22 protein-coding genes are annotated in these 19,646 nt (G+C 47.6%); 21 read left to right on the top strand and 1 reads right to left on the bottom strand.

The annotated features are described in order from the left end of the window. Window positions 1–4 precede the first annotated feature (4 nt). The 7 genes from pstC (at window position 5) to M3M35_RS05860 (ending at window position 6,739) form a co-directional block, all read left to right on the top strand. Complete coding sequence (gene pstC, locus M3M35_RS05830; protein ID WP_252749726.1) at window positions 5–928, top strand: phosphate ABC transporter permease subunit PstC; 924 nt, start codon at window positions 5–7, stop codon at window positions 926–928. Beyond that, entirely contained in the window at window positions 925–1,830 is a 906-nt protein-coding gene (gene pstA, locus M3M35_RS05835; protein ID WP_252749727.1) for a phosphate ABC transporter permease PstA, read from the top strand. Before pstC ends, pstA begins: the two co-directional genes overlap by 4 nt. A 15-nt stretch (window positions 1,831–1,845) precedes the next feature. Next, window positions 1,846–2,634: a phosphate ABC transporter ATP-binding protein PstB gene (gene pstB, locus M3M35_RS05840; RefSeq protein WP_252749728.1), complete on the top strand. Its 789-nt coding sequence runs from the start codon at window positions 1,846–1,848 to the stop codon at window positions 2,632–2,634. 10 nt (window positions 2,635–2,644) lie between these two features. Beyond that, on the top strand, window positions 2,645–3,412 hold the full coding sequence (gene pstB, locus M3M35_RS05845; RefSeq protein ID WP_252749729.1) for a phosphate ABC transporter ATP-binding protein PstB: 768 nt from the start codon (window positions 2,645–2,647) through the stop codon (window positions 3,410–3,412). 20 nt (window positions 3,413–3,432) lie between these two features. After that, window positions 3,433–4,104 carry a phosphate signaling complex protein PhoU gene (phoU, locus tag M3M35_RS05850; RefSeq protein WP_252749730.1) on the top strand — a complete coding sequence of 224 codons (672 nt, stop codon included), beginning with the start codon at window positions 3,433–3,435 and terminating at the stop codon, window positions 4,102–4,104. A 203-nt stretch (window positions 4,105–4,307) separates the two neighbouring features. Further along, entirely contained in the window at window positions 4,308–5,387 is a 1,080-nt protein-coding gene (locus tag M3M35_RS05855) for a glycoside hydrolase family 73 protein (protein ID WP_252749731.1), read from the top strand. A gap of 134 nt (window positions 5,388–5,521) precedes the next feature. Beyond that, window positions 5,522–6,739, top strand: a complete 1,218-nt coding sequence (locus M3M35_RS05860; protein ID WP_252749732.1) for a PEGA domain-containing protein — start codon at window positions 5,522–5,524, stop codon at window positions 6,737–6,739. A 34-nt stretch (window positions 6,740–6,773) separates the two neighbouring features. On the opposite strand, the gene M3M35_RS05865 is transcribed toward M3M35_RS05860, so the two are convergent. Beyond that, window positions 6,774–7,394 carry an SGNH/GDSL hydrolase family protein gene (locus M3M35_RS05865; protein WP_252749733.1) on the bottom strand — a complete coding sequence of 207 codons (621 nt, stop codon included), beginning with the start codon at window positions 7,392–7,394 and terminating at the stop codon, window positions 6,774–6,776. 116 nt (window positions 7,395–7,510) lie between these two features. Here M3M35_RS05865 and M3M35_RS05870 point away from each other — a divergent pair, with 116 nt between their 5' ends. The 14 genes from M3M35_RS05870 to M3M35_RS05935 all read left to right on the top strand — a co-directional run bounded on the left by M3M35_RS05870 (window position 7,511) and on the right by M3M35_RS05935 (window position 19,594). Then, window positions 7,511–8,335: a phosphopentomutase gene (locus tag M3M35_RS05870; protein ID WP_252749734.1), complete on the top strand. Its 825-nt coding sequence runs from the start codon at window positions 7,511–7,513 to the stop codon at window positions 8,333–8,335. A 29-nt stretch (window positions 8,336–8,364) separates the two neighbouring features. After that, complete coding sequence (locus M3M35_RS05875) at window positions 8,365–9,624, top strand: NupC/NupG family nucleoside CNT transporter (protein WP_252749735.1); 1,260 nt, start codon at window positions 8,365–8,367, stop codon at window positions 9,622–9,624. Between the two features lie 141 nt (window positions 9,625–9,765). Further along, entirely contained in the window at window positions 9,766–10,161 is a 396-nt protein-coding gene (locus M3M35_RS05880; protein ID WP_252749736.1) for a tautomerase family protein, read from the top strand. Continuing rightward, window positions 10,161–11,075: a ribonucleoside hydrolase RihC gene (gene rihC, locus M3M35_RS05885; RefSeq protein WP_252749737.1), complete on the top strand. Its 915-nt coding sequence runs from the start codon at window positions 10,161–10,163 to the stop codon at window positions 11,073–11,075. Before M3M35_RS05880 ends, rihC begins: the two co-directional genes overlap by 1 nt. Window positions 11,076–11,911: 836 nt before the next feature. After that, window positions 11,912–12,634, top strand: a complete 723-nt coding sequence (gene rsmG, locus M3M35_RS05890; protein ID WP_252749738.1) for a 16S rRNA (guanine(527)-N(7))-methyltransferase RsmG — start codon at window positions 11,912–11,914, stop codon at window positions 12,632–12,634. A 19-nt stretch (window positions 12,635–12,653) separates the two neighbouring features. Further along, entirely contained in the window at window positions 12,654–13,421 is a 768-nt protein-coding gene (locus tag M3M35_RS05895; protein WP_252749739.1) for a ParA family protein, read from the top strand. After that, on the top strand, window positions 13,411–14,298 hold the full coding sequence (locus M3M35_RS05900) for a ParB/RepB/Spo0J family partition protein (protein WP_252749740.1): 888 nt from the start codon (window positions 13,411–13,413) through the stop codon (window positions 14,296–14,298). The genes M3M35_RS05895 and M3M35_RS05900 overlap by 11 nt, the downstream gene beginning before the upstream one ends. An 11-nt stretch (window positions 14,299–14,309) precedes the next feature. Further along, window positions 14,310–14,498, top strand: coding sequence for a DUF951 domain-containing protein (locus M3M35_RS05905; protein ID WP_252749741.1), 189 nt, complete (start codon window positions 14,310–14,312; stop codon window positions 14,496–14,498). 16 nt (window positions 14,499–14,514) lie between these two features. After that, on the top strand, window positions 14,515–15,612 hold the full coding sequence (gene ychF, locus M3M35_RS05910) for a redox-regulated ATPase YchF (protein ID WP_252749742.1): 1,098 nt from the start codon (window positions 14,515–14,517) through the stop codon (window positions 15,610–15,612). 8 nt (window positions 15,613–15,620) lie between these two features. Then, window positions 15,621–16,349 (top strand): DUF1129 family protein, encoded by a 729-nt coding sequence (locus M3M35_RS05915; protein WP_252749743.1) that lies wholly within the window; start codon window positions 15,621–15,623, stop codon window positions 16,347–16,349. A 130-nt stretch (window positions 16,350–16,479) separates the two neighbouring features. Next, window positions 16,480–17,166, top strand: coding sequence for a response regulator transcription factor (locus M3M35_RS05920; protein ID WP_252749744.1), 687 nt, complete (start codon window positions 16,480–16,482; stop codon window positions 17,164–17,166). 4 nt (window positions 17,167–17,170) lie between these two features. Then, a complete protein-coding gene (locus M3M35_RS05925; protein ID WP_252749745.1) occupies window positions 17,171–18,328 on the top strand; it encodes a sensor histidine kinase in 1,158 nt (385 codons plus the stop codon). 151 nt (window positions 18,329–18,479) lie between these two features. After that, entirely contained in the window at window positions 18,480–19,244 is a 765-nt protein-coding gene (locus M3M35_RS05930; protein WP_420842380.1) for an AzlC family ABC transporter permease, read from the top strand. 17 nt (window positions 19,245–19,261) lie between these two features. Beyond that, complete coding sequence (locus M3M35_RS05935; protein WP_252749746.1) at window positions 19,262–19,594, top strand: AzlD domain-containing protein; 333 nt, start codon at window positions 19,262–19,264, stop codon at window positions 19,592–19,594. Window positions 19,595–19,646: the final 52 nt, after the last annotated feature.

The following is a 19,646-nucleotide window of genomic DNA, read 5'->3' on the forward strand; positions in this document are numbered from 1 at the left end:
ACAGATGAATAATATTCAAAAGAAATTAGTGCAGCCGAGTGCGGCGACCCATCAGGACCGCCGGGGGCGCCTCATCAGTTTTATCTGCGTGAGCTTTATCATGGTTTTAACGGTTGCCATCATTGGCTTTATCGCCATTCACGGGCTAGCCACCTTTACTGAGAATCACATTTCCGTGTGGGACTTTCTTACCAAGAGTGATTGGAATCCTGGCCAAATGGGACCAAACGGCAAGCCGGAAGTTGGCGCACTAGCTATGATCGTGGCGTCCTTCGCGGTGACGTTGCTGGCTGCGTTGTTTGCCACGCCGTTTGCGGTAGCCGTTGCGGTTTATATGACGGAGTTAGCTCCCAAACGGGGGGCACGGATGTTACAACCCGTCATTGAGTTGTTAGTTGGAATTCCGTCGGTTGTCTATGGGTTTATCGGCTTAGTCGTGGTAGTGCCCGCCATTCGGTCCGTCTTTGGCGGAACCGGATTTGGAGTGTTAGCCGGAGCCATCGTCCTCTTCGTCATGATTCTACCAACGATCACGTCACTGACGATTGACAGTTTGAAGCAAGTTCCTGGGTACTACCGGGATGCGTCGCTAGCGCTTGGCGCCACTAAATGGCAGACCATCTATAAGGTGATTTTACGGGCGGCCCTGCCGGGGATTATGACGGCCGTGGTCTTTGGGATGGCACGGGCCTTTGGTGAAGCCTTAGCCGTGCAGATGGTAATTGGAAACGCGGCCATCACACCCACGAACCTGGTTTCACCAACGTCGACCTTAACTAGTCAATTAACGTCCCAAATGGGGGACACCATCATGGGAACCTTACCCAACAACGCCTTGTGGTCCTTAGCCCTGGTGCTGTTACTTATGTCTGTCATCTTTAATGTCCTAGTGAAATTCATCGGAAGTCGAGGGGAGCTGAAAAAATGAACGAAACAACGACGACCAGAGCCAACCGCAACAACCGGTTAGCCCTGTTAGGAATTAAGGGCATGGTCGCAATCGTGGTGTTAATCCTGATTGCCCTGTTAGGCTACATCCTGATTACGGGCCTACCCCACGTGTCCTGGCACTTTTTAACCTCCGCTTCTAAGGAATTTGGGGCCGGTGGGGGAATTGCAAACGAGCTGTTTAATTCGATTTATATTTTGCTCCTCACCCTCGTGATTTCCTGTCCGTTAGCGCTGGGCGCGGGAATTTATCTATCCGAATTTGCCAAACCGTCGTGGTTAACGCGGACGGTCCGCACGCTGATCGAGGTGTTAAGTTCGCTGCCATCGATTGTCGTCGGGTTATTTGGGTACCTGGTCCTGGTGATCAAGTTTCAGCTTGATTTCTCGATTATTTCCGGGGCCTTTGCGTTAATGTTTGTCAACATTCCCTTACTCACGCGGAATACGGAAGAAGCCCTCACCGCCGTGCCCCACGCCCAGCGGGAGGCCGGTTGGGCCCTCGGATTGTCCCAGTGGCGCACGATTACCAAGATTATTTTACCGGCCGCCGTGCCCGGGTTAGTAACGGGAGTTATTTTAAGTGCCGGCCGGATCTTTGGAGAAGCCGCAGCCCTCATCTTTACTGCTGGTCAGAGTACCCCAGTGGTGAGTTACAGTGATTGGAATCCCCTTAGTCCGACGAGTTTCTTAAACCCGATGCGTCCGGCTGAAACCCTGGCGGTCCACATTTGGAAGCTCAATACGGATGGGATTACGCCGGATGCCGACCAGATTTCTAGTGGGGCCTCGGCCGTATTAATCATTGTCATTCTGTTGATTATCTTGTTATCCCGGTACCTCGGCAACTACTGTTACCGGAAACTAAGTGGAACCAAGTAGGAGAAAGGAACGCTTGTGGCAACTTATAATTTAGATGAGCACTACTTACTGCCGGTGCACGGCCCCGTGGCCCTTGCAACCAAACATTTGGATGTCTTTTATGGCGCCAAGCAGGCCACCTTTGATGCCAACCTGCAGTTTCCGAAGAATAAGATTACCGCCCTCATCGGGGCCTCTGGGTCGGGGAAATCAACCTTTTTACGCAGCTTGAACCGGTTAAATGATAACGTCGCCACCGTTCAAGGAGCGATCGAATACCAGGGTTTAGACATCAACCAACCCCAGATTAACGTTTACGAAGTGCGCAAAAACATCGGAATGGTCTTTCAGCACCCGAATCCGTTTGCAAAGTCCATTTACGAAAACATTGCCTTTGCGTTGCGCGAGAACGGGATGACGGATAATCTGGATGAACAGGTGGAAACCAGCCTCAAGGACGCAGCACTGTGGGACGAGGTTAAGGATAAGCTACACCAGAGCGCACTATCCCTGTCGGGAGGGCAGCAACAGCGATTATGCATCGCCCGCGCGATTGCCGTGAAGCCCGATATTTTACTGATGGACGAACCCACCAGTGCCCTAGACCCCATCTCGAGTCGAAAAATTGAGACCATGATGCAAACGCTCAAAGCCCACTATACGATTATCATTGTGACGCATAACATGCAGCAGGCGGCCCGGGCCAGTGATCTCACGGCCTTCTTTCACCTCGGTCATGTGATTGAGTTTAATAAAACCACAGAATTGTTTACCAACCCGCGCATGCAAGCGACGGAAGCTTACATTTCCGGGCACTTTGGTTAAGGAGGAACGCATGACAAGCACCCAAACACCGCTCTTAACGACGAATGATGTGCGCCTGTACTATGGAGAACACGAGGCGTTACACGGGATTAACCTTGATTTTGATCAACACGAAATTACCGCTTTAATTGGTCCTTCGGGATGCGGAAAATCAACCTACCTACGGTGTCTCAACCGGATGAACGACCTGGTGGACGGAGTATCGATTACCGGGAGTTTTCGGTTAGACGGACAAGACATTTATAGTCCAAAACAGGACGTGGTTGCGCTCCGCAAACGGGTCGGCATGGTGTTTCAACAGCCGAACCCCTTTCCCTTCTCGGTTTACGATAACGTGGCGTATGGACTCCGGGTGCAGGGCATCAAGGATCAGCACGTCCTAGACGAGCGGGTGGAAGCGAGTCTGCGCCAAGCTGCGGTCTGGGATGAAGTCAAGGACGATTTACATAAAAACGCCCTGGCTTTTTCCGGTGGTCAGCAGCAACGGATTTGCATTGCCCGCTTGTTAGCGGTGCGCCCCGAAGTGATTTTGCTCGACGAACCAACGAGTGCCCTGGATCCGATTTCCAGCGCCAAAATTGAAGAAACCCTGTTAAAAATCAAGGATCAGTACACCATCATCATTGTGACCCACAGTATGCAACAGGCCTCACGGATTTCTGACCGGACGGCATTTATGCTCAACGGGGACTTGGTCGAAGTGGGGGCGACAAAGCACATCTTTTTGAATCCGGAAAAACAGGAGACGAGTGACTACCTGAACGGGAAGTTTGGTTAAGGACCAGAGGAGGAAGTAACATGGTGAATACGTTTGACGATCGGTTAGCAAAGTTACGGCAGAGTTTCACGGACATGGGCGTGGACGTTAGTGAGCAGATTTACCAGTCCACGAAGTCCTACATTGACCATGATGTTGACCTTGCAAACCAGGTGATCGATGGCGATAACGAAGTTAATGGAAACGAAACGAAGTTGGAAAAGGATGCCATGAACCTGATTGCGTTGCAACAGCCGGTGGCCCGCGACTTTCGGATTATCATTAGTTACTTGAAATCGAGTACGGACCTCGAACGGATCGGGGATAATGCGGTTAACATCGCGCGCGAAACCTTACAGGCGAAGGGAAATCCCCGGATTCCAGACGTTGAAATCGTGATTGCTAAGATCACAAAGCACATCCGTAAAATGCTCGAGGAAATCCTGGACGCCTATACCACCTTTGACGCTCAGATTGCCCCGGTAATTGTGCAGGAGGACCGGCGCATCGATGAGTACTACCAGAACACACGGACGGCGATTACGGAAGGGATTCTGGCTAATCCCGAAACGGCAGTGGCGGCGTCTAGTTATCTGATGGTGATTCGGTTACTAGAGCGGATTGGTGATCACATTGTGAACCTCGCCGAGTACCTGATTTACAGTGACACTGGCAAAGTTGTGGAGCTGGGCGAGACCGGCGAACAGCAGTAAGCACGGGGAAAAGAACAATTCTTAGGAATTGTTCTTTTTTTATGCAAATTTGATACGATTTAAAAAGGTTTCGATTTAGTTGTGCTATAATTAGATTATGAATTTTTGCTTGTTACGACGAAATCATGCGATTTTGTCGTATTTAAACGTGTCTAGAAACATTGTTAAGTGCTGTCCAGCTCTGGATAGAGGAGATCATGCTAATGAAATTTTTAAAACTACACATGGTTCTATTCTCATCGTTATTACTGGCGGGAAGTGGTTTGAATCACCAAACAGTCCACGCTGATCCCCAGCCAACGGCACCGCAAGCGCAAGCTAATGACTTTGCAGATTTAGCCCCGCAGCAACGCAATTTTATTAATCAGGTGCGCCCGGGTGCCATAATGGCGTGGAAACAATATGGGGTCTTACCGTCCGTCGCCATTGCCCAAGCAATTATCGAAAGTGCGTGGGGAACGTCAGGCCTTGCCGCGCAAAGCCACAATCTGTTTGGGATTAAAGGAGCCTGGAACGGGCAGGCGGTCTTTTTGCCAACCCAAGAATTTAGTGGGGGCGGGTACGTTACCATTACCGATGCCTTTCGGGCGTACCCGGACTGGTCCACGAGTATTCAAGATTACGGAGATTTTTTACATAGCAATAGTCGGTATGCCAAATTAATCGGCGTGCGGGACTACGTTTCGGTAGCGAACGCTTTGCATGAAGCTGGTTATGCGACGGCTCCCGATTACGCCCAAACTCTGATTATGTGTATTCAACAAAACCATTTGGAGCGGGTGGATCAGGAAGCGTTCAATGCTCCGGATGATTACAAGGGACCGGTTGGTTCAGGAGCGAGCACTAATTCGACTCCGAACGGTCAAAATGGCAACGATCCGTACTCCAAGGGCGCTCCGACTGATTTTACACCGACACCAAACGTTGATAACAGTACCGCGGTGGCCAATTACACTGGTGACGATCGCGACCGCAATCCTCAAGTGGTGGCCTTTGATCCCCACGGAGCGTCTACAACGGCGCCAACGGAAAAGGCTGATCCCAATGAGGCCACGCTCGGTGATCCGGTGACGGTAACGGGTGATCCGTACCAACCCCAAACTAAGCAGGTTGAATTAAAGGCGGCTACGCCAGTGCAGGCGAAGTTACCGGAGTCCCCGCTTAATCAGGCGCCTACGAATCAGGTCCAACCGGTTAACACGCCGGCGGTCGTTAATAAGCCAACGGTGGGGAACGCGGCGAGTTCTCCAAACGCGAACCCAACGACTTCAAGTGATAATTAGTTGTGCATAGAACTCAGAGAAGCGTCTGCATGAATCAGATGCTTTTTTTCGTAGCGTCATGACCTACTAATTAGGGAGAGTATGATAGAATCAGCAACGTGACAACCGAATTGAACTGAAAGTGGAGTTAACGAATGACAAAACCGAAACACGAGCAACCAACGCGCCCCCGGCCCTGGAAACGGATTTTGCTAATCCTCATCCTCGTTGTAGTAGCAGCGGGACTATTGTTTATCGGCTACCGCTACTATGCGAAGGATCAGCAGGTCGATCGGATTACCAGTGGTATTTTAAACGAACAGGAAAAGACGTTTGCGGATAATGTACAAATCACCGGGCGAACGGGGACCGTCACCTCTGATACCATGAAACCAGTGGTGAACTACTACCAGCAACATCCTCATGAATTAGCGGTATTAAAAGATCAGCTAGAGCAAAATAACGCCGCTCCGAATGGGTTCCGCTTGGTGAAAAAGGGCACCTACTTTGGGATTTTCCCACACTACCGGCTCGCCATTACGCCCATTCGACCAATTATTCAGACGAACGCACCGGGTGCCACAATTAAGGTTGACGGCCACTCAATCGGGCAAACGGACGCAGAGCAGCAACTCCAGGCTCCCGCCCTTATTCCTGGGTTTCATAGTGTCAAGGTGACCGCTGAGGTTGACGGACAGCACCTGTCAGCCTTTAAACAGACTAGTTTCTTTGCCAACGAACACCAAAAGGTAACCGTTCCGTTAGCGATGTTATCGTTTCGAGTGAAGGGACCAGCGGGAGCTGAAATCTACGTGAACGATCAACGGCGGGGCACGATTGCAAATGATGGGACTGGGGCCGTCACGGATGTCCCGATGAACCAGCAGAACACGACCTGGTTACAAGTTAACGTAGATGGTCAAACGGTTAGAAGCGAGAATCGCACGTTAACGAAACGGGATAACGGCAAGTTGCTTAGTTACACCTTTCCGAGCGTGGTAAGTAAAGACGATAGTTTCCAGTTGTTCCAAAATTTATGGACGGGAATTGGGAACGCCACCAATTTAAACCGGAGTTTGGATGATCAGAACGTGGCGGGAAGTTTTCAGGACGGTACGAATAATCCTGATTACCAAGCGCTGAACGACGTGGTGAAGCAAAACCAACAGAGTCATTTACAGTTTGGCACCATTCACTTACAAATTGAAAAGGTCCAACCCCTGAATGACAATGCGAGTCTCGTAACGTACCGCGTTCAAAGTGACGTGAAGGTTAACGACACGACGGGAACCCTCGATAATCGTTATCAGGCCCGGGTGGCTGCTGGCGCAGGGCAACCATTAGAAATTCAAACTAATCAAATTGTGCAGTAAAAAAAGCATTCGCGGTTGCGAATGCTTTTTTTAGTTAGCTGAGGTGGTGTTGGTGCAGAAAGTCTGCAAGAATGACCGCCATCTCGTGATAGGTGGTTGCAGTAGGATGTAACCGCTGATCGGCTAGAGTGGTTTGGTAGTTGTCAATGGTTAATAGTTCCGGGGCAACGGTCCGCCAGTCGAGCACGGGAATGTTAAAGTGGTGATAAACGGTGGTGAGGGCATCGTCTAGTTCATCTAGGGTGTACTGACCAAGGCCCGTGATGGTTTGATTGTCGACCCCGCCATCGAACCGTTTAAGGGGCAAAATTCCGACTACGGTAATGTTCGGATTCTCTTCCTTAATCCGGGTGATGTTCGTTGTTAATGTCTGGGTAACTTGGGAAAGCGGGGCTTCCGAATGGGCAAAGTCGTTCGTGCCAAAGAACAGGGTGGCTAACTGATAGTCCTGAAAGGAATGCGTTTCAACCTGAAAGGTCAGGTCGCGTTCGGTGGTGCCGATGATGGCGCCCGCATTTACGCCGGCATTGGTGATTTCCCAGTTAGGGAGTAATTGGTGTAAGTAGTATGAAAGGTTGTGGGTCAGATCCCGCGTTCCATCAAACCCATTTGTGATGGAATCACCTAACATGATTAAGTGCTTGGTAGTAGTCATAAGGCCCTCCTGTGTTTTTGTTTATCTTAACATAATCCGAAGTTTTCCTTATTGCTAGGAGAGAAAGATTAAGTTATTATTAAGCGTAAGATGATTACTCTATGGAGGTCAAACAAGTGAGTTATAAACGAGTTATATTAGTTGATTTGGCAGCCTTGGGATTGCGGTCTGACAATGAGTCTGCTCAACATAATTCAGATAATGATACGTTGTTGACTCACGTCTTAAACCAATCCGCGGAATCGGCGTTACCAACCTTTCATAAGTTAGGGTTGTTTAACGTTTATTTTGATAGCGATGAGGAATCCGATAATCCGCCGATTGCGACGTACGGCCTAACCAGAACCCGCTCGATCGTAAATAAGGCGTGCTCCGGTCTGCGTGAGATGTTTGATTGTGCCTTGAGTTACCGGGTTTCTAGTGTTTTTGAAGAGGTCGGCAAACGGACTAATTCCATTACAATTTCTCGGTTTGTGAGCTACCTGTTCTCGCAGGAACACAGTCGCCACATTCAAGTCGGCAACGACCAGGATGCCTTTGCGGTTTTAAAGCACCAGTTAGAAAAGAACCAAGCCGGGTTCTTTTACCTCCAGGTGCCGAGTCTACAAACGTACGCCCAGGAAAATGAGTTTGAGGACTTTACGGATGCCTTAAACGATGTGGATCAGTACTTAAACCAGGTGATGGAGCAATTACATGACGATGACTTGTTGATGGTCGTTTCTAGTCGCGTGGGGGATAACCGTTCTAAAGACGGGTTTTCGACTTACAAAATCCTGCCGTTTATGCTCTACAATCAGAACCTGAAAGCGGAACATCTCTTGGATAAACCGTTTGTATGTGAAGTCGGGGGGACCGTTTTGGCGGCCCTTGGCCTGCAACAGGATGTAATCTCGCCCAAACATAACTTGTTACCCAACTCAGAAGTAATAGTCGATTAGCTGCTGCCGTACAATGAAAGGATTTTAACATGTATCTACTTGTTAATATTATTGGGGTTTTAGTCTTTTTAGGAATTGCCTTCTTGTTTTCGAAGGATCACAAGCACGTCAACTGGCGTTCGGTTTTAATCGTCTTGGTACTAAACTTAGTGGTGGCCTACCTGCTGACCAACTTTAGTTTGGGTCGAGACTTAGTTAAGAGCGTGGCCGAAGGATTCCAGTGGTTAGTAAACGTTTCTTACACCGGGATTGCCTTTGCGTTTCCTGATTGGGTTCACGTAAAGCAAATGAACTTCTTTACCGCGGCTCTGATGCCAATCTTAATGATTGTGCCCTTGTTTGATATCCTGACGTACTTTGGGATCATGCCCTTCTGTATCAAATGGATTGGGCGGGGGATGGCCTTTGTGACTGGCCAACCGAAGTTTGAATCGTTCTATGCCGTTGAAATGATGTTTTTAGGTAATACAGAAGCCATGGCGGTTTCCAGTTTACAGTTAAAGAACATCTCAGCGAAACGGGTCCTAACGATTTCCATGATGTCCATGTCATGTATTACGGCGGCCATGGTGGGTGCTTACGCCCAAATGGTTCCCGGTCAGTATGTCTTGACGGCCATTCCTTTGAACATTTTGAATGCTATCATCATTACAAACCTGTTAAACCCGGTTCAGGTTACTCCCGATGAAGACGTTATTTATCAGTTTGGTGGAAGCTCGACTGCGGACGAACAAATTGCAGAAGAGACCGTCGATGATCGTCCAGAAAAACCCCACAAGGAACCGTTCTTCTCGTTCTTAGGGGATTCCATCTTGGGAGCGGGAAAGTTGATCTTAATCATCGTAGCCAACGTAATTGCGTTCGTAGCGCTGGCAGCCTTGATTAGTAAACTATTAGGCTTAATCAATCCCTGGTTGTCACTCGAACACATCCTGGGAACCATCATGTTCCCGTTTGCATGGCTAATGGGATTAGATGTCAACCATGCCTTCCAGTTTGCTCAATACATGGGAACAAAGTTAGTGACGAACGAATTCGTGGTAATGGGTGAGATTGCTCCCCACATTAACAACCACCACTTCTTTAGTCCCCACTACCAAGCTCAACTCACGGTCTTCTTAACTTCCTTTGCGAACTTCAGTACGGTGGGAATGATTGTTGGTTGCTTGAAGGGAATTGTGAGTCGGGAAAAGAACGACTTTATTTCCAAAAACATTGTGTACCTCTTCCTGTCTGGAATCTTAGTTTCATTGATGTCCGCTGGAATTGTGGGTCTCTTTGTTTGGTAAGCAATCCTTACACTTATAGAATAAATTCAAACGTCGCTTTCGAAAGAAAGGGCGTTTTTTTATTGGTCAACGCGTTTGAACCGGTAAAATTGGCTAGCTATGCTAAAATGGAGGCAAACTAAGAGATTGGATGTGAATGAAATGCCATTAATGCGAATTGACATGGTAAAGGGCCGGCGGACACCGGACGAAATTAAACGGGTGATGCAGTTATCGTATGACCTAACGCGTAAAGACCTCGGAGTGCCGGAAGATGACCGGTTCCAAGTGGTAACGCAACACGAAGCATACGAAATGAAACTGATGGATGCTGGCTTAGGCATCAAACGGAGTGATGACATTTTGTTATTTGATATTTTGTCAACGCCACGGACCATGGGGCAAAAGAAGCAATACTGCCAGGACATGGCACAGACTTTTCACGAGGAACTGGGCATGGATCCAGCAGACGTTATGATTGTGTTTGCCACGAACCACGCGGAAGACTTTAGTTTCGGAAACGGAAAGCAACAATTTCTTAACGGGGAACTATCGTAATGGAAAAAATTATCATTGATGCGGATCCCGGAATTGATGATGCAGCGGCCCTGGCGGTTGCCATTAACCATCCAGAGTTAGACGTGCAGTTGGTGACCACGGTGGCTGGGAACGTCACGGTGGATAAAACGACCCAAAACGCCTTGAAGATCTTGGATTTTTTTGGCAAGGCCGGGAATATTCCGGTTGCCGCGGGGGCTACCCAACCACTGATTAAGCCGTTTGAGGATGCCGCCCGGATTCATGGAGAATCTGGGATGCGGGGCTATGATTTTCCTACCCCGAAGACGGCGCCCATTGCTAAGACAGCGGTCACGGCTCTCTATGATACGATCATGGCTAGTCCCGAACCAATTACCCTCGTGCCCACGGGTTCGTATACGAACATTGGCTTGTTACTGGCCCAGTATCCAGCGGTTAAACCTAAAATTAAAAAGATTGTGGCGATGGGTGGCACCCTGGGCAAGGGAAACATGACCAGCGCTGCTGAATTTAACGTGTTTACCGATCCGGATGCGGCGAAAATCATGTATCAAGCAGGCATTCCCATTGTAATGATTGGCTTAGATGTGACCCTTCAGGCCTTGTTGACGCCGGAAACGTTGGCAACGATCAAGAACCTTAACCGCGCGGGAGAAATGCTCCATGATATCATCAGTAGCGATGGGGATCAGAGTACAGCCGGAGTGGCCATGCACGATGTGAATACGATCTTTTACCTGCGGCATCCGGAAGCAGTGACCACGGTGCCGTACTGGATTGACATTCAGACGACCGGGCCAGCGATTGGGGAAACGGTTGCGGATGTGCGTGGGGCTTATCATCAAGGTCAGACCAATGCCCTCGTCGGCACTGCCATTGATGCAGCCGCCTTTAACCAGTGGTTCATTGCGCAAGTGCGCGGGATGAAGTAATCTGTGGTGATGGATTAGTTATAATTGAATTTTAAAGAACCCTTAAATTGGAAATTACAATTTAAGGGTTCTTTTGGTTTAGTTAAATGTTTATTCTGTACAAATTAAAGATTGTGGTACTGTTCATTTAATTAGTTACCATACCAAAATTTATGGGTTAAATCATCGATAGAATTAAATATATTAATAGCTTCACAATATTTTTTAGATTAATGAATCCTAAATAGTGAGCTAATGTTATCAACATTCTATTTTTGCTCTTAAATATTGCAATAGATATTAACATCGAAATTATCGAACTAAGTAAACAAATGTTATTTTCGTTCATTATTATCAACTCCTTTAATATGGTCTGATAATAATATTGCGTTTTGCATTTTTCCTTTTTTTTTGTGAATTTTGAGGGTGCTCTAATTACCAAAATTAGAGAAAAACAAGCTACTTTTTGGGCCTTATCCTTAACATCATTTGATGTGATAACGGATTCTAATTTAATTATTGAAATTTATAACTATCATCCGGAAGTAGAACGCAAAAAATTAGAGAACGTAAGTTACAAGGAATTGAAATTGCCCCAAAATGGATCATGATGAATCACATTTAAATAATAAACGTTGGCTAAAGCTAAGCTCATGGGGTGGGTTCGTAAAGCTAGTTGATGACTATTTTTGGGATTGAATCCTGCACAACAGATCCCCGGTTTCTTTGGCAAAATTTTATTCTTTGTAACGAAACGGGTAAATTTTCGTTATAATGTATAGTATGATAAGAGTTACACAAGTGCTGAATGGTGGCGGGAGCAGGTTACCCGTCCGCGTGGTAGTTAGGAGTTATTAATGACGCCAGAAGAGTTTCAACAGGCCGTGGCCGAGCAGGGAATTAAATTGAGCGACCACCAACTGGAACAGTTTCGCGAATACTTCCAATTACTCGTTGCGTATAACCAACGGGTTAACTTAACGACGATTACGGCGGAAGCAGACGTTTATTTGAAACATTTTTATGACTCACTGACCCCCGCGTTCTACGTGTCGGGGTTGCGTACTGATGCTACGCTGGTCGACGTCGGCGCAGGAGCAGGGTTTCCTTCAATTCCCTTGAAAATTTTGAATCCGGCGTTACGAGTGACCATCGTTGATTCATTGAATAAGCGAATTGTCTTTTTACAGCAGTTAGTCGAGCGACTCGGTCTGACTGACGTTCGGCTTGTCCACGCTCGCGCAGAAGAGTTTGGCGGACGCCGGTCGCATGATCGCGGGCAGTTTGATTATGCGACTGCCCGTGCGCTTGCCCGGTTGCATGTGATGAGTGAACTGTGTCTGCCACTCGTTAAAGTCGGGGGCGCACTAATTGCCCTGAAAGCGGCGAAGGCAGAAGCAGAATTAACAGCGGCCACCAAAGCAATCCACGTTTTAGGTGGGAAGGTCACTGAAGACAATTCGTTTACGTTGCCAGCGAGCCACGAAGAACGCCACATTATTGTCATTGAAAAAGTAAAGCAGACTCCGAGCAAGTATCCCCGCAAAGCTGGAACACCTAATAAGGAACCGATTCAATAACCAACAAGGAGGTTACCAGATGGCACACATTATTGCGTTAGCAAACCAAAAGGGTGGGGTTGGAAAAACAACCACGGCCGTTAATTTGGGAGCAGATTTAGCAAGTGAAGGACAACGTGTTCTAATCATTGATTCCGATGCCCAGGGCAATGCCACGAGTGGGGTTGGAATTAGTAAGCAAGACATCCAACACGATGTGTATGATGTTTTGGTTAATGAGGAACCGTTGACGTCCGTCATCATGCACAGTCAACACCCCGGTTTGGATATTGTCCCTGCGACGATTCAGTTGTCCGGGGCAGAAATTGAATTAACCCCCCAAATGGCGCGGGAAACCCGACTGAAAAATGCCCTTGGCGCAGTTGACGACCAGTACGACTTTGTGCTGATTGATTGTCCGCCATCGCTGGGGTTGATTACCATTAACGCCTTTACGGCGAGTGATTCAATCTTAATCCCCGTGCAAAGCGAATACTACGCCCTAGAAGGGCTGAGTCAGCTTTTGAATACCGTTCAACTGGTTCAAAAGCACTTTAATCCCAATCTGTACATTGAGGGTGTGTTACTTACGATGTACGATGCCCGCACGAAGCTCGGCGCGCAGGTGAATGAAGAAGTCCGAAAATTCTTTAAGGATAAGGTATATGCAACGGTCATTCCCAGAAACGTTCGCCTGTCGGAAGCGCCAAGTCATGGGCTGCCGATTATTGACTATGATCCAAGTTCAAAGGGTGCACAGGTTTATCTGGAACTAACCAAGGAGGTATTGGCGGCCAATGATAAGTAAAAACAGCAAGGGCCTCGGCCGGGGGTTGGATGCCCTTTTTGATGGCAACGACATTAGCGTGAACGATGAAGCGGTGCAACAACTAGATTTACAACAGTTGCAACCGAATCCCTACCAACCACGGAAGAAGTTTAATGAGAAGGCCTTGCAGGATTTAACCAATTCCATTAAGGTTTCAGGGGTCTTTCAACCAATCATTGTCCGGCAACCAAATCCCCACGTGGCGAGTTACGAAATTGTCGCAGGAGAACGGCGATTCCGGGCTTCAAAGGCAGCCGGGAAGACAACCATTCCAGCGATTATTCGGGATGCGACCGATGCCCAGATGATGGAAATCGCAGTCATGGAAAACTTACAACGGGAAGATTTGAACCCGTTAGATGAAGCCAAGGCCTACGAGATGCTGATGACGAATCTAGATATCACCCAGGCCCAGGTTTCAAAACGGTTAGGGAAGAGTCGTCCGTACATCGCGAACTACTTACGGCTTTTAAACCTTCCGCTGCCTGTAAAAGAAATGTTACAAAAGGGGCAGCTATCGATGGGCCAAGCCCGGACCTTGCTTGCCGTGAAAAATAAGCAGGAACTTGTGCAGTTAGCACAACAGGCCGTTGCCAAAACGCTTACGGTCCGGCAACTCGAAAAAGAAATTGAACGTTTAAACCAAAAGAATCCTCAGCAACCAAAAGCAACGAAGCGGAACCGGAAGTCGCCCTACCTGCGCGCGGGTGAAGAACAGCTCCAGGATAAGTTTGGAACCCGGGTGGCAATTAGTGAAAGCCGGCCGAAATCAGGCCGAGGCAAGATTGAAATTGATTATCTGTCCAACGACGACTTAAACCGGATTTTAGACCTATTAGATGTTCATCTAGATTAGGAGGAATTGGGATGTATGACTTACATGATGTGGTTGAAATGAAAAAAGCCCATCCATGTGGTGCCAACCGGTGGGAAATCATTCGGGTTGGGGCTGACATTAAACTGGAATGCCAGGGATGTGGTCACATCGTGATGATGCCACGCAGACAGTTCGAAAAGCGGATGAAAAAAGTTTTAAGTAAACACACTGAAGAGTAGGAAAGAAGGAATCGAGATGTCATTAACAGCGGGAATTGTGGGGTTGCCGAATGTCGGCAAGTCAACCCTGTTTAACGCCATTACCAAAGCCGGGGCGGAGATGGCGAACTACCCGTTTGCCACCATTGATCCGAACGTCGGAATGGTAGAAGTACCAGACCACCGGTTGGATCGGATTCAGGAACTGATCCCAGCAAAAAAAGTAGTGCCAACTACCTTTGAATTTACCGATATTGCCGGGATTGTTAAAGGTGCGAGCCGGGGAGAAGGCCTCGGAAATAAATTCTTGGAAAACATTCGGCAGGTGGACGCAATTGTGCACGTGGTCCGGGCATTTGATGACGACAACATTACCCACGTTTCTGACAAGGTTGATCCCGTTGCAGACATTGAAACCATCAACTTGGAATTAACCCTGGCTGACCTAGAAGCCGTTAACAAACGGATTGGCAAGGTAACGAGAGCTGCCAAGGGGAGTGCAGAAGCCCAGGCAGAGCTGGACGTGCTCAACAAGCTAAAACCGGTGTTAGAAAACGGGGGCGCCGCGCGGGACCTTGATTTTGATGAAGAAGAGGCCAAGATTGTAAAGGGGCTGTTCTTGTTAACGTCGAAACCAGTGCTATACGTGGCGAACGTGAGTGAAGCATCGATGGCTCATCCCGAACAGGATCCGTACTTTCAAGCAGTGGAGCAGTACGCTTCAGCACATGGGGCCGAAGCAATTGGGATTGCTGCTGAAAGTGAAGAGGAAATTGCAGAACTTGATGACGATGACAAAGCGGAGTTTTTAGCCGCCGCCGGGGTAACAGAACCGGGGCTCGACAAGTTAATTCGGGCAGCTTATCAACTACTGGACTTAGAAACCTTCTTTACTGCTGGAGGCAAGGAAACCAAGGCGTGGACCTTTTTACGGGGCACCAAAGCTCCCCAAGCCGCGGGAATCATCCACTCCGACTTTGAACGCGGGTTCATTCGGGCCGAGGTCATGTCCTTTGCCGATCTGGACCAGTACGAAAGTGAAGCAGCTGTGAAGGAAGCCGGGAAACTGAGAATTGAAGGAAAAGACTACGTAATGCAGGATGGCGATATCGTAAACTTCCGCTTTAACGTGTAGGAGGAACTATGGCGACTGAAAAGGAAAAACGGAATGCCCACGTACAACAACGCCCTTCGAGTCAGAAGGAACGGTACGCGGAATTTGCAAACCAGGGTTTAACCAAACGCAATGAAGAATACATGGTGAAATTTAGTGCAGCGTTAGCTGACACTAACTATCCGGCAGAACAACGAACTGAGTTGATTCAGACCATGATGCAGGAAATTTTAGCAGCCCAAAAACGGGGTACCACTGCCAAAAATCTGTATGGGACGGTCACAGAAAAGTTGAAGGTAACGTTGAATCCGCCTAAGGAACCAGCTGGACCAATGACAAAGGAACGGTACCTGACGGATGCTACGTATAACTTCCTCTGGTTCCTGATTCTCTTTAATTTTATGTATGGGGCAATGGCATTTATGGCTCCGGATTCCGCTAATCAAGCGGGCGCAGCCGGAATTACGTGTATTGTGCTTTCATCAATCGTAGCGGGATTGGGAATGCCGTTTGTAACCCAACTCTTTGCTCCGGACGTTCAGCACAAGCATAATTGGCTGGTTCGAGCAGGAATGATGGCGTTGATGTTTTTGGTATGGATGTTGGTCTTTTATGGCTCCAATCTCCTCCCCCGGATCATCAACCCCGTTGTGAACCCGATTGTTAACATCGTAATTGGCGTAATTGGGGTTGTAGCAATTTTATACATGCGCTCCCGTTTCAAAATCACGAGTGGAATCTTTGCGGGTCGTCGCTAAATTATGAGAACGGTTTTCTTGCGAAGACCGTTTTTTGTTTGCTAAGTTTTTCTTATCTTTAGCCAAATTTCTTTCTTTTGGAGTTGGATTTGGTAAACTAAACAAAAACAACGAAAAAGGGGTTCAACAGATGAAAATATTAGTAGTTGATGACGATCAAGAAATTGCCCAGTTATTAGAAATTTACATTAAAAACGAAGGGTTCGAGCCCGTAGCCGCTTACGACGGTGAAGAAGCCCTCTCCAAGTTGCATACTGAATCAGACATTGGGTTAGTCATCTTGGACATCATGATGCCGGGCATTAACGGGATGGAAGTGATCAACCAGGTTCGCAAGGATTCCCAGATTCCGATCATCGTGTTGTCCGCTAAAACGGAAGACCTCGATAAGATCCAGGGTCTAACCACCGGTGCGGACGACTACGTCACCAAACCCTTCAATCCGTTAGAGGTCATGGCACGGGTTCACTCGTTGTTACGCCGAAGTGAAAATGCGATGAAGAACGCTGAGCCCGAAGAAATTCATGCTGACATGTTGACGATTAATCGTGATTCACACGAAGTGGTCACGGAAGATGGAACCAAGATTCAACTAACGGCGATTGAGTTTGGAATTTTATATCTGCTTGCCAGTCATCCCAACCGCGTTTTTTCAGCCGATGAAATCTTTGAACGGGTGTGGAAGCAGGAAAGCGTGATTTCAGCGAAAACCGTGATGGTGCACATGAGTCACCTACGGGACAAGATTGAGGCGGCTACGAATGGCCAGGATGTAATTAAGACGGTTTGGGGAGTTGGATACAAGGTTGAAGGTTAAAGCAATGGCAAATGAGAATTTCAAACTGACTAATCGGGAAAAGAACGAACTGTGGTTTGAAACCATCATGACGATTGTGTTGTTGTTATTAGCTAACATTGCAGTCGGCAACATTTTAACGAACTTCATTCGCACGAACCAAGGGGTCAACGACGGGATTTTCATCATTAAACAATCGATCACCTTTGGGCCACTGCACCAACACTTTCTTAGTTGGGAAGGTCTCTTTTGGATTCTGATGTTGTTTTTAGATACGGTGATTGTCTGGTGGCGGATTATTCGAGTTTACCGCCGGATTCAAATTAGTCGGATTATTGACGAACTGCACTACATTTCGAACGGCCACTTTGATCACCAAATCCCCTTTCACCTGACGGGGGATAACGAACGGGTGGTAAATAGTGTTAACACGCTGGTGGAGAATGTGATTCAGTCGTTAGAAGACGAACGCCGAATCGAAAAATCAAAGGATGATCTGGTGACGAGTGTGAGTCATGATTTACGGACGCCGCTCACGTCCATCATCGGCTATCTGGGGTTAATTGAAGCCCATCAGTATCAAACTGAAGCCGAGCTACGGAAGTATTGTCACATTGCCTACGAAAAGGCCCAACAGATGAAGAAGTTGGTTGACCGGTTGTTTGAGTACACCCAGGCCAACAACCTAGGCGACCAGCAGGTAGAACTGAATCAGATTGATGTCAACCAGTTGCTGACGCAGTTAGAGACGTCATTTGCGTTAGAGGCGCAAAAGCAGGGGATGCAGATCAAGGTTCACCCCCTGAATCCGGACATCACGATGGTGGCGAACGCCGAATTGTTAGGGCGGGTTTTTAATAACTTGATTACGAACGCTTTGAAGTACGGTAACGATGGGACGCAAATCGTACTTACGGCTCGTAAAGACTCGGCGGAGACGGTGACGTTTCAGGTCGCAAACGATGGGAAAGCCATTCCGAAAAAGGTGCTGCGCAAGATTTTTAATCGCTTTTACCGCGAAGAAAGTTCTAGAAACCTGGAAACGGGTGGAAGTGGACTTGGCTTGGCGATTGTCCGCGAGATTGTCAGTCGGCAGGGTGGCCAGGTGACGGTTGATTCTAACAATCAGTGGACGACGTTTACGGTGACGTTACCAATTCAACCCAGCAAAAAAACCAGTTAGCTCCCTAACTGGTTTTTTTGCTACTTAATCTCTCACAACTAATTTAAAAAATTGAGCGAAAATGGTTTTTTATTCATTCTAAATCCAATATAATTAAGTGTACGGTGCAACAAACCGAGGATTTCATGAAATCATTATTGGAGGATTTCAATTGACTAAAGTGGTACCAAATCCAAATGAACCAGCTTGGCGGAAAAATTTTCGCACATCGTTTCCATTAGACATTAGTTATATTCCAATCGGAATTGCCTGCGGGATTTTATTGCATGCCGCGGGCTTTAACACTTTTAACACAATTCTAGTCTCGTTGTTGGTTTTTTCTGGGGGCGCCCAATTTTTGATTGCCTCCATGTTGACCATCAATTCCCCCTTATTAACCATTGTGCTGATGCTCTTTTTCCTGGAATTGCGGTATGCATTACTCGGATCTAGTTTATCAAAGTACCTGCGGGGGCAAAATACATGGTTCCTGCTTTTGTTTGCCGGGTCAATGAATGATGAAAACTATGCGGTGAACTACCTAAAGTTTTCGACCGATAAGCACTTTACCCAGCGGGATGCCCTGCAAATTGAGCACTGGTCCTTACTCTTTTGGACCGTCAGCAATTTAATCGGTAGTTTGGTGGGGACAGCGATCACGATTGATTTGACCGTGGTCCACTTTGCCCTCACGGCACTCTTCCTCTTCATGATTGTGATGCAGATAAAAAGCTTTTTGAAGATTATCATTGCGGGCTTAGCAGCCGTATTGGCAATCTTCTTCCTTGTGACAACGAAGTCCACGTTAGGACTAGTATTTGCGACGCTGGTGGCTTCATTCGTCGGCTTTTTAGCAGACAATTACCTCACGAAGCAACAGAAGAAGAGTCGGCTGGTTAAAATGTTTAAGAACCCAGCCGGAACCCCTAAAGAGTAAGCGGAAGGACGAAGATTATGGAATGGAACGGAATGCAACACTTTCTGTTAGTGATACTATGTTTCTTTGTGGCATTAGTCCCGCGGTTTGTCCCTTTATTTTTCTTTCGAAAACGGCAAATTCCCAAGTGGTTTAACGAGTGGATGGAGTTTGTGCCAATCTGTTTGTTTACCTCGTTAGTTGTGAAGGACCTCTTTATTACCAAGAACTATACCTTTTCCGTGGCCGGTTCGTTACCAGAGCTGATTGCAAGCGTTGTGGTTATCGCGGTGGCGTTTTGGACCCGGTCGATGGCCCTCTCGGTAATTATCGGGTTGGGACTGGTCTTTGCGTTAACGTTTGCGCTCTAGATCAGTAATTAGCAAAATAAAGCAAATAAAAAAAGAGCTGAATGTCATTCAG

Origin of the sequence: Fructilactobacillus myrtifloralis (genome assembly GCF_024029335.1) — a bacterium.
In the GTDB taxonomy this organism is placed as follows: Bacteria; Bacillota; Bacilli; order Lactobacillales; family Lactobacillaceae; genus Fructilactobacillus; species Fructilactobacillus myrtifloralis.